Genomic DNA, 7,391 nt, shown 5'->3' on the forward strand with positions numbered 1-7,391 from the left:
CACCAGCGCGCCTGATGGTGTGGTTTTTATAGAACTCAGCGTCGCTATATTTGAGCCATTCCTGTTTACCAGTATGGAATAGGTACGGATAGTGACACTGTCCTGCGCCTTTACTACGAGATGAATTGTTGTACCCCCCGTGGCATTCAGCGGTATTGGTGCAGATGCCGAACCGCTAAGTACCCGGCTGCCTTCTATGGTGATGACAGCGCTGGCATCGGTCACCTTTGGCGTTATAACTATACTGCCGGTACCTGCGGCTACTGAAGTTTGGTAATTTACCGAACTGCTGCCTGTTGTGGCCACCAGCGCGCCTGATGGTGTGGTTTTTATAGAACTCAGCGTCGCTATATTTGAGCCATTCCTGTTTACCAGTATGGAATAGGTACGGATAGTGACACTGTCCTGCGCCTTTACTACGAGATGAATTGTTGTACCCCCCGTGGCATTCAGCGGTATTGGGGCAGATGCCGAGCCACTATGAACCCGGCTGCCTTCTATGGTGATGACAGCGCTGGCATCGGTCGCCGTTGGTGTTATAACTATACTGCCGGYACCTGCGGCTACCGAGGTTTGGTAATTTACCGAACTGCTGCCTGTTGTGGCCACCAGCGCGCCTGATGGTGTGGTTTTTATAGAACTCAGCGTCGCTATATTTGAGCCATTCCTGTTTACCAGTATGGAATAGGTACGGATAGTGACACTGTCCTGCGCCTTTACTACGAGATGAATTGTTGTACCCCCCGTGGCATTCAGCGGTATTGGTGCAGATGCCGAACCGCTAAGTACCCTGTTGCCTTCAATGGTGATAACAGCGCTGGCATCGGTCGCCTTTGGCGTTATAACTATACTGCCGGTACCTGCGGCTACCGAAGTTTTGTAATTTACCGAACTGCTGCCTGTTGTGGCCACCAGCGCGCCTGATGGTGTGGTTTTTATAGAACTCAGCGTCGCTATATTTGATGAGGATACCGGTGCAATACGTATTATTGTTAAAGTATATGTTTTAGTCGTAATTCCATTCTGCGCGGTTACTACGGTAGTAACATTATTTGAACCTACGTTTAACGGTATATCCACTGTTCCGGTCACCCCATCCGGTGCTGTACCGTTTACCAGCACAGTAGCGTTAGGATCATTAGAAAATGGAGAAAGCGTAATACTGCTTACCGTATTACTTACTGTAGCGGTATAGCTGGTTTTACCAGGCGCAAATACAGGGATTATCGTTCCGGTATTTATGTCCAGGCTGGCTAATGTTGCATCAGTGGATGCTGCAGCCCTGTTAACCGTTAGCGTGTAGGTTTTGGTTGTGCTGCCATCTTCGGCAGTTACTACAACAGGTATAGCATTATCACCCTGGTTTAAAGTCACACCCAAACCAGCTCCCGAAACAACGGCCACCCCCCCTACCGTAACTACCGCGTTTGCATTGGTAGTGACCGGGGTTACTGTAATTAAACCTGTTGCATAATTTACGCCCATCGTGTAGGTATCTGTACCGCTGCTAAACACCGGACTAATAGTACCCGTACTCAGGCTTAAGCCGGCAAGAGTTGCATCGGCAGATGGAACCGCCCTGGTTATAGTTACTGTATACGTTTTGGTAGTACTGCCATCCTGCGAGGTTATGGTTGTGGTTACTACGTTAGCGCCTGCATTTAACTGTATTAGTACTGATGGTGTACTGGCATTAATAGTGGTTGTATTACCTCCATTGGTTACGGTAATAATAGCGTTAGCTTCGGCCGTTGCCGGGGTAAAGTTGACGGACGATACATTTCCCGCGACCGAAGCCGTGTAAATTATCGTGTTTCGTGAAAATGCAGGCGAAATAACGCCGCTGCTCAAAACAATATTACCAAGAAAAGCCTGGTTTGCCGACGGACGGAGCACATTTAATGCATAGCTTGTAAAATTCACGCCATCGGGAGCTGTTACCCTTACAGTGATGCGTTGGTTGCCTACAAACAACGCACTGTTGGTGTACGATGTAGTTGAAGCATCAATGGTTTGTCCGCCGGCATTTACGCTAACACCTGCTGCCGACGCTACCGGAGTAACAGTAATAGCATTATCACCGTTGGCTACAACTACAGTATAACTTGTTGTACCCGGTGAAAAAGTGGGTGCAAGGGCGCCTTTATCTACCGTTAACGAACTGAGCGTAACATCGGTAAACGGCAGCCTTATGGCATGTACTGTATAATATTGTGTATTAGAGTTATCTGCCGCAGTTATGGCTATGGTAAATACATTATCGCCAACGGCTAATGGTAGGTTGTCTAATGAGCCGCTTGTTAAAGCATAGCCGTTCACTGTAATAACCGTACCTCCCGGGTCTGAGGCGTTAGGAATTAGCCTTATAGACGTTACATTATTAGGAATAGTAGCAGTAAGGTTATTGGCGGCTTGGTTAATGATAGCCGAATACCCCGCGTTACCGGAAAGGATAATATTAATCAAACCGGCATCTGATGAATAGGCCCGGTTGATGGTGATATTGTAGGTATTGTTACCCCCGCCAAAAGATAATACGTTTACCGGGATTACATTGGCGCCGCCCTGTAAGGCTACAAACCTTGATGTTCCTTTGGCTACGAACACTCCGCCCACCCTTAGTTCGGCATGGTCATCCTGTGCCACAGGTGCAATTACTACGCCGGTTACATTGGGATCGCTAATGATCATCGTATAGCCGTTCGTCGCCGCATCAAATACAGGAATTAATGGTGTTATTGTCCCGTTGATGTTCATCGTTAAGCTTTGCAGCAAATTATTTGTCGAGAAATTCCTTGTTACATTTACGGTGTAGGTTTTTTGGGTTGTTCCGTCGCCGGCAGTAACTACTATCACCATAGGTTCAACTGCCGAAAAGTATTGGAGCGTGATGGCGTTACCATTGGTAGTATTTAAAGCCGTCCCATTGATGGTTATCGTCGAGCCATTGTTTGTAGCTATTGGTTTTAGGGTAAAGGCAGCTACATCACTTGTTACCGTAGTGTTGTAGGTATAAGTACCGCTATCGAAAGGCACATCAAGCCCCGAAATGGTGGTCATTATACCCAGACCGGCCAATGTTGCATCAGTCGATGTCGCCCTGGTTACGGTTATATTGTAGGTTCTTGGTGTTCCATTTTGTGCCGTTACGGTTACCGGTATCTGGTTATCACCTATAGCAAGTGCGCTGGTAAAAGCCGCTCCGGATGGGGCCGGCAAACCATCATGAGATCCGTAAGCAGTGGCATCAAAGGTGGGTGTAATATCGATGGATTTGGTTGCATTGCTCACCTGCATGGTATAGTTAAGGGTAGCGTTGTCAAAAGCCGGACTAAGCGAACCTGCACTCACCGCCAGGCTGTTCAGCAGGTTATTTGATGAAAAGGCGCGGTTAATAACCATGCCATAGTAATTTTGCGTAGTACCGTCTTGCGCGGTTACTATTAAATTGTATACATTATCGCCCAAATTAAGCGGCAGTGTAACCGGTGTACCTGAAGTTGCAGGATTGCCGTTGACTGTTATAGTGGCATTGGATTCATGAACTACTGCGGTAACATCAAAACTGGTTACCGTATTAGCTACGTTTGACCGGTATACATTGTATGCATCCGGTGTGGGCGTACCGGTGCTGATGTTAAAGCTATTTAATGTTGCATCTGACGAAGGCAGGCGGGTTACTGTAACAGTATACGGGTTAGTGGTGGTACCATCCTGCGCGGTTACGTTTACCGGGATAACATTGGGGCCAACATTTAAAGAGATACTGCCCGATAATGTACCGGATGTTACCTGGTTGCCATTAACCGTTACCCTGGCGTTAGCATCTGATAACGTAGGCGTTAAGGTTAATGAAGTAATACCTGTTGCGACCGTTGCGGTATAATTATTAGCGCCCGATGCAAACGAGGGCGATAAACTACCCTGACTGATAGCTAAACTACTCAGGTTGCCATTGGTTGATAAGAATATAGAAAACGCCGAGGCATTTGAAGCATCCTGAGCAATATTATAATTGGCCGAGCTTAAACCCGCGCCATCAATAGCATATGTGCCAACCGGTGTACTTGTTRTTGCAGTTGTGTTAAAGCTAAGCGTACCGGTGGTAGCCGATGCCTGGGTATCGCCGTTTAAAAAGCCGGTTACTGCACCTGTTACCGATGGGTTGGCCGTATTAAATGCCCGGCTGGCCGGCGTGGCCACGTAACTCAGTGTGTTTTTGGTGATGGTTAAGGCCGTATTGTTAGCTGCAGCAGCTGTTATGTTATAGTTGATTGCTGATACGCCGCTTAGCGTTATAGGATAACTGCCAACGCTGCTGGTTGTACCGGCCGTGGAGTTATAAACCGCGGTACCGGTCAAAGCAATTGCGGCAGTTTCGTTGTTTACGAAACCGGTAATGGTGCCACTTAATGTAGGGTTAACCTCGCCATAATGTTTGGTAGCCGCCTGCGCCGTAAATGTTAAATCAGCCTTGGTTACGGTAAACGCGGTGGTGTTGGATGATGCTGCAGAAAACGTGTAATTGAGTGCATCGAGGCCGCTTACTGTAATGGGATAACTGCCAACCGGACTACTAACTGTGGCAGTGGTAGCGTACGACAAAGAATTAAGTACCTGGTTAATCGTCTGACCGTTTGCCATACCGGCAAACACCACATTCAAGGCCGGGTTTGCCGCGCCATAAACTTTGGTTGCCGGTTGCGCGGTATAGGTAATAACAATTTTATTAAGCGTTAATGCCGTGTTATTTGCCGTAGCCTGTGCAAAGCTGTAATTGGCCGAGCTAAGCCCATTCCCGCTAATCCCATACTGGATAACCGTTGTGTTATTGTTAGTTACAGGAGATGTAGCATCGGCTGCCGAAGTAAAAACCATAGTACCGGTTGTAGCGGTTGCCTGGGTATCGCCGTTCACAAAGCCGGTTACCGAGCCCGTAAAGGTTGGGTTGGCAGCACCATAATTGCGCGATACAGCATCAGCAGTATAAGTTAATACTGCTTTGTTTATAGTTAGTTGCTGGCTTACATTTGGTGCAGCAAGATAAGTGGTGTTACCGGCCTGTGCCGCCGTTATGTTCACCGTGCCTGTTCCTACTATATGTACCAGGCCTGTGCTTGATACCGTAGCTACATTATTATTATCGCTGGTATAGTTTACTGCCAGTGTGCTGCCGGATACCGCGCCCAAGGTAAAGTCTGCATCGCCGTAGGTTTTCGCGGTTAGTGCGTTGAACGTAATGGTTTGCGGGCTTTTATCTTTTGTAATAGTGGTTGTATAGGTTTTTGATGTTGTGCCATCCTGGGCGGTTACCACTGTAGTAATGGTGTTGCTGCCGGGGTTAAGGTTTATTGCACCTGTGGCCGAACCCGAGGTGATTGCTATGTTGTTTACTTTTATAGTGGCATGAGACTCTTCTATCGTGGGGGTTACTGTTATCGTTGTTTTATCATAAGTGACGTTGGCTGTATAGCTTGTTGTGCCACTTGCGAAAGTTGGGCTTAATGTGACTGAACCGATGCTAAAGGCAGATAGGTTGGCATTATTGGAGGTGGTGGAAACACTAATTACTTCACTATAGGCTGTACCTGCACTGCTTGTGGCATATGCCCTGACATTGTACGTGGTTGAAGGGCTAAGCCCTGTAACACTTGAAGTAAACAAGCCGGTGCCCGTACCACCAGATACCTGCATAACACCTGCGCCGCCAATTTCCGGCATAGCTGCACTGCTGCTGTAGACGATACCGCGCGCTGTAACGGCCACATCGCTCAGCTTAACAGTATCAGTCACATTTACCGATGAGGCCGTTATATTGCCAAATATAGGTTTACTTAACACTGCACGTTGCGGAACAGCTATAAAGCTAACCGCCGCCACATTGGGGTAAGTTGAAATATTAGTGACTAATGTAATCGCACCTGTAGTAAGATCTATAGACGTAACCTTTCTATCGGCCGGTGCCGCGCCGGCACCATCATAAATATATGCCCGGTTATTGCCGGCATCCATGGCAAAGGCATTTTCCGCTGCACCAATTGATCCCACTACTTTAGTATTAGTAACAAGGTCTGGCGTTAAACTCCAGATGGCATCATCCGGCTTATTTGTTTTGTACGATCCGTCACTGGTAATATAATAAACCAAATTGGTTTGCGCATCATATTCTAAGCCGTAAGCTCCAAGCGTTATCGGGAAACTTATTTTGGCCCCCGTTTTGACATTAACGGTATAAATTTTCCTGTTAGTTCCGTATGAATCATAGATAAATACCCTATCGTGTGGAATATCGATGGCTAAATATGTAGGGCCGGACGTAATCGAGCCCATCACCAGTGTTCCGGCGTTGTCGGTAGGTAATACTTTATAAAGTGCATCAGTTGCCTCAAGTACATTATTTGAACTTGCACCTGCCGTTATATAATATATATAACCACTTGTCGCATCATACCGCAGGCCCGCTATCTTGTCCGGTACCGGTATTGATTTAATTACCGCCTTAGTAGTTAAATTAATAACTTTAATGCTATAGCCTGTAAGTGCATACCCTTCACTTACAAATGCCCGGTTGTTTGGCAAATCGAGTGTTAAAAAAAGTGGTGTAGGACTAATGGACCCTAAAATACTTGAAGCATTACTGCCATTATAATCCATCTTAAAAAGAGCATCATTAGCGGTTGTGGTAGCACCGCTACCATCGTTAAAAGTATAATATACCTGGGCCTGGCTGCGGCCTGCTATCGATGCCAAGAGCAATAATAAAGCAAAAAAATATCGGCTATAACGCCCAAAATTCCTGTTAAGAAGTAAAAATTTTTTCATAATAAGTTATTAATATTGTTATGGCTATCTGGGTAAAATTATTATTAATTCTTCCACGCCTCTTGCAATTCACTTTATAAGCAGTTCTATTGTCTACAATAACAGAATTCACTTTAATAACTATACGCAACCCACTCTGATACATTATAAAAGACATTGATAGATGATAGCCGATACTACACAACCCCTGTCTTAAAATAAGTCAGGGGTTGTATTTACTTTAGATTTCCTCTTTCAATACATGGTATTAAAATCCGGTACAAATCATTACCACTATGGTCTTGGAGGGTAAATGCCTTCCAATGCAATGATGTAAGTAACCGCAAGCACTGGTTGTATTACACTAAAAGGTCGATTATCGCCAGACGGTTGGATCATTTTAGGACTCATTTGCTGATCAGGATTAGATGAGGAATAAGAACTGTAAAGCGTACCTGGTCCRGCGTCAATTGTTGAAGCCGGGACTCCTGCAGACGGTTGTATTAAGTCTCCGCCGCCCGAGAACGCGTTTACAACGTGACTATGTGCCGGCATTTGCGCAGGAGTTAGTGTCACATTTTCACTGCCGT

At 46.2% G+C, this 7,391-nt stretch carries 2 protein-coding genes; both read right to left on the reverse strand.

Translation table 11 applies throughout. From position 1 onward, the window contains the following. Positions 1 to 6,822, reverse strand: a 6,822-nt coding sequence (locus AC1DPZ_RS18360; RefSeq protein ID WP_477406051.1) for a cadherin-like beta sandwich domain-containing protein, incomplete at its 3' end; no start/stop codon positions are given. 273 nt (positions 6,823 to 7,095) lie between these two features. Then, the coding region (locus AC1DPZ_RS18365) for a phage tail protein (RefSeq protein WP_477406053.1) at positions 7,096 to 7,391 on the reverse strand (296 nt) is incomplete at its 5' end.

The organism is Mucilaginibacter sp. P4_G9 (assembly GCF_056400985.1).